Consider the following 335-nt stretch of genomic DNA (forward strand, 5'->3'; position numbering starts at 1 on the left):
TGCCGGAGGTGTTGAGGCGCGCGGAGGTGTACTCGCACCGCCCGTACCAGCAGTTGTAGTTCCCCGGGTTCTCCTTCTTCGCGGTGATGACCAGGTGGCCCTGTCCGTCGAGAGCCGCGTTGCTGGTACCCGAGGTGTAGTACTGGCGCTCGTGGTTGTTGACGTTGTCGCCGGTCTCCGTGAGCCACTTCGAGCCGTCGACCCCGGCTCCGGCGGGGCCGTCGAAGTCATCGGTGAAGGTCGCGGCGGCGGCACTCGCGGCGGCGGGGGCCTCGGCCGAGGCGGGTACGGGGGCGGGCGGGGCGGCCTGCGCGGCGGCGGGGGTCAGGGCGGCG

At 72.5% G+C, this 335-nt stretch carries 1 pseudogene; it reads right to left on the reverse strand.

Going from position 1 to position 335, the window contains the following annotated elements:
- Positions 1 to 335: pseudogene (locus G3I42_RS33855) on the reverse strand (1,3-beta-glucanase); the annotation flags it as partial.

Origin of the sequence: Streptomyces sp. SID11385 (assembly GCF_010548245.1) — a bacterium.
Lineage (GTDB): Bacteria > Actinomycetota > Actinomycetes > Streptomycetales > Streptomycetaceae > Streptomyces.